This is a genomic window from Stenotrophomonas sp. STEN030 (genome assembly GCF_056759995.1).
The window spans coordinates 1-3,923 of the sequence record NZ_JBRREB010000108.1; the positions used below are offsets into that span (position 1 = coordinate 1).

3 protein-coding genes are annotated in these 3,923 nt (G+C 63.1%); all 3 read right to left on the reverse strand.

What is annotated here, in order from left to right:
* Nucleotides 1-333 precede the first annotated feature (333 nt).
* Genes ACVOLR_RS19905 through ACVOLR_RS19915 form a run of 3 tightly spaced genes read right to left on the reverse strand, consistent with a single transcriptional unit; the run spans nt 334 to nt 3,817 of the window.
* Nucleotides 334-3,159 carry a valine--tRNA ligase gene (locus ACVOLR_RS19905; RefSeq protein WP_481537967.1) on the reverse strand — a complete coding sequence of 942 codons (2,826 nt, stop codon included), beginning with the start codon at nt 3,157-3,159 and terminating at the stop codon, nt 334-336.
* A 31-nt stretch (nt 3,160-3,190) separates the two neighbouring features.
* The gene (locus ACVOLR_RS19910) at nt 3,191-3,379 is read right to left on the reverse strand and encodes a YqaE/Pmp3 family membrane protein (protein WP_481513769.1); all 189 of its coding nucleotides are present in this window, start codon (nt 3,377-3,379) and stop codon (nt 3,191-3,193) included.
* Nucleotides 3,380-3,391: 12 nt separating this feature from the next.
* Nucleotides 3,392-3,817, reverse strand: a complete 426-nt coding sequence (locus ACVOLR_RS19915) for a DNA polymerase III subunit chi (protein WP_481530122.1) — start codon at nt 3,815-3,817, stop codon at nt 3,392-3,394.
* Nucleotides 3,818-3,923 lie beyond the last annotated feature (106 nt).

Consider the following 3,923-nt stretch of genomic DNA (forward strand, 5'->3'; position numbering starts at 1 on the left):
GCCCAAAGCCCCCTCATCCGCCCTGACGGGCACCCTCTCCCGCAGGCGGGAGAAGGGAATGCAATGCGCCGTGCACTTCTGTGGGGCGCTGAGCGATCGGCTTTACGTGCTTGAGTTTGAGCGTGGTCGCGCGACCAACTCACCACGCTGCAAGAATCACTGCAGTCCCTTCTCCCGCCTGCGGGAGAAGGTGCCCGGCAGGGCGGATGAGGGGGTCATTGCTTTTTAGTTCTTTGTTCTTTGCTTTTGACTTTTAGCTCAATGCTCTTGAACGCACAAAAGAAAACGCCGCCCAAAGGCGGCGTTTTCCACAGCAACAACAACCAACGAGCTTTACAGCTTCGCGCGCTGTTCCTGCAGGCCGGCCAGCTGGCTGTTCCAGTCAACCAGGCGCACACGCTCCTGCTCGACCACTGCCGCAGGCACCTTATCGGTGAACTTGGACAGTTTGACTTCGCTCTTGTCCTTCTCCGAAGAGACGCGGGCGATTTCCTTGTCCAGGCGCGCACGCTCGGCATCCAGATCAACCAGGCCTTCCAGCGGCACCAGCAGCTTCAACTCGCCAACAATGGCAGCGGCCGCCGGCGGCGTGACTGCATCACCGGCCAACCAGTCGATGCTTTCCAACTTGAGCAGGAAGCGCAGCTGCGAGGCGAAGCGGTCGAGGCGAACGCGATCCGCAGCCTGTCCGCCCTGCAGCAGCAAGCGCACCTGCTTGGACGGCGGCACGTTCAACTCGCTGCGCACGCGGCGCAGGGCGCTGACCATGGTCTTGAACCATTCCACGTCGACTTCGGCCTGTGCGTAATCGCCGGCAAATTCTTCCGCGGTCGGGTATGCGCACAGCGACAACGACTCGGCGTTGATGCCAAGACGTGGTGCCACCTGCTGCCACAGCTGTTCGGTGACGAACGGGATCAACGGGTGCAGCAGACGCAGCACCGCTTCCAGCACGTACAGCAGGGTATGACGCGTGCTGGCCGCATCCTCGGCGTTGTCGCCATTGAGCGCCGGCTTGGTCAGTTCCAGGAACCAATCGCAGAACTCGTTCCAGACGAATTCGTACAGCGCCTGCGACAACAGGTCGAAGCGGTAGTCGGCGTAATGCTGCTGTGCTTCGGCCGAAACCTTGGCCAGGCGCGCAAGGATCCAGCGCTCGGCATCGGTGCGCGGCATCGGTACGCTGGTGAAGCTCGCGCCCTCGGTGTTCATCAGGGTGAAGCGGCTGGCGTTCCACAGCTTGTTGCAGAAGTTCTTGTAGCCCTCGGCGCGGCTCATGTCGAACTTGATGTCACGGCCGTGGGTGGCGAGCGCGGCAATGGTGAAGCGCAGCGCGTCGGCACCGTGGGCGATGATGCCGTCCGGGAATTCCTTGCGCGTGGCCTTCTCGATCTTCTCGGCCATCTTCGGCTGCATCAAGCCGTGGGTGCGCTTGGCAACCAGGTCGTCGATGGTGATGCCGTCGATGATGTCCAGCGGATCCAGCACATTGCCCTTGGACTTGGACATCTTCTGGCCCTGACCGTCACGGATCAGGCCGGTGATGTAGACGTCCTTGAACGGGATCTGGCCGGTGAAGCTGTCGGTGGCCATGATCATGCGCGCCACCCAGAAGAAGATGATGTCGAAGCCGGTGATCAGCACGTTCGACGGCAGGTAGCGCTCAAAGCCGCGCTCGGCCATCGCCGCTTCGTTCGGCCAGCCGAGGGTAGAGAACGGCCACAACTGCGAAGAGAACCAGGTCTCCAGCACGTCGCTGTCCTGGGTCAGCAGTACGTCGTCAGCCAGCCCGGCCTTGGCACGCGCTCCGGCTTCGTTGCGGCCGACGTAGCAGTTGCCAGCTTCGTCGAACCACGCCGGAATGCGGTGTCCCCACCACAGCTGGCGGCTGATGCACCAATCCTGGATGTTCTCCATCCAATGGCGATAGGTGTTGATCCAGTTGCCCGGCACAAACTTGATGCTGCCGTTCTCGACCAGTTCGAGGCCGCGCTTGGCCAGCCCGTCCATTTTCACGAACCACTGGTCGGTCAGATAGGGTTCGATCACCTGGCCGGTACGGTCGCCACGCGGCACCTGCAGCTTGTGCGCCTTGGTCTCGACCAGGATGCCCAGGTCTTCCAGTTCGGCCAGGATCACCTTGCGCGCTGCGTAGCGGTCCAGCCCCTGGTACTGCTGCGGGGCGTTCTCGTTGAGCGTGGCGGTGGTGGTGAACAGGTTGATCATCGGCAGGCTGTGACGCACGCCCACTTGGTAATCGTTGAAGTCGTGCGCCGGAGTGACCTTGACCACGCCGGTGCCGAATGCCTTGTCGACGTAATCGTCGCCGATCACCGGCACGCTGCGGCCGGTCAGCGGCAGGGTCACGCTCTTGCCGATCAGGTGCGCGTAGCGGCTGTCTTCCGGGTGCACCATCACCGCGGTATCGCCCAGCAGGGTTTCCGGACGGGTGGTGGCCACGACCAGATAGTTGCGGGTTTCGCGCAGGGTCTCGTTGCCGTCGGCGTCCACTTCGACGTGCTCATAGCTGGCACCGTCGTTGAGCGCATAGGCGATCGACCACATGAAGCCGTCTTCTTCCACGCTTTCCACTTCCAGATCGGAAATGGCGGTCTTCAGTACCGGGTCCCAGTTGACCAGACGCTGACCACGGTAGATCAGGCCCTGTTCGTGCCAGCGGAGGAAGGACTCGATCACCGCCTCGCTCGGGCCGGCGTCCATGGTGAAGGTGCTGCGCGACCAGTCGGCGGAGGTGCCGAGGCGGCGCATCTGGCCTTCGATCACGTTGCCCGAATGCGCCTTCCACTCCCACACCTTGTCGATGAAGCCATCGCGGCCCAGCGAGTCGCGGGTTTCGCCCTTGCCTTCCATCGCCAGGTTGCGGCTGACCACCATTTCGGTGGCGATGCCGGCGTGGTCGGTACCCACCTGCCACAGCGTGTCGTAGCCACGCATGCGGTGGTAACGGATCAGCGCGTCCATCAGCGTCTGCTGGAAGGCGTGGCCCATGTGCAGGGTGCCGGTGACATTCGGCGGCGGCAGCAGGATGGTGTAGGGCTCGCCCTTGCCGGACGGCTTGAACAGGCCGGCTTTTTCCCACGACTCGTAGAGCGCGGTTTCAAAGGTTTTCGGGTCGTAGCTGGAGGCGAGTTGGGTCATGCGGGGAAACCGGAAAGAGCGAGGGGAGGGATCAGCGCGCCAATGCGCGCTTGATCTTCTGGTCGGTGTGGTACTGGCTGACCGCGTATGCAGCCCAGATGGCGGCGGGCACCCAACCGATCAAGGTAATTTGCAGGATGAGACAGACAATGCCGGAAATCGGACGACCAATGGTGAAAAAGGCCAGCCACGGCAGCAGGATGGCAATCAGCAGGCGCATGCGTGTAATCCCTTACATGTCGTATTTGTTGAGCGTGTAGTCGGCGGCCTTGTACTGACGCCAACGTTCACGCAGCGGTTCACGTGCGGCCGGGTCGGCCGGTACTACTTCCAGCACGCGGTCGCAGGCACCCAGATAGGGCTCGTCGCGCAGGTTGATCACCAACGGACGCTCCGGTGCTTCGGCGCCAGGCGTGGCAATCAGCACGATGGCTTCTTCCTCGTCCACATCCTCACCGATGATCTGGTGCGGGATATAGGCGTCCGGGTCGAACGACCACAGCAGCTCGTCCAACTCCTCGGCCTGGGCCTGGTCGCGGGCCAGTACCAGCGTGTACAGGCCGCCATCGTTGGCCTTGCGCGCAAGTTCGCACACCAGCTTCAGTGGCTCGGTGAGAAAGCGCGGCTTGGCAATCAGGTAGAAGTCGGCACGCATCAGGTCACGGGAAGTTGGGGGAAGGGGTTGGAAAACCGGGGTGGGGGGGGGGGGGGGGGTGGGGGGGGAAGCGGGCGGGGAGCGGGCGGGGGAGGGCCCCCGCGGCGGG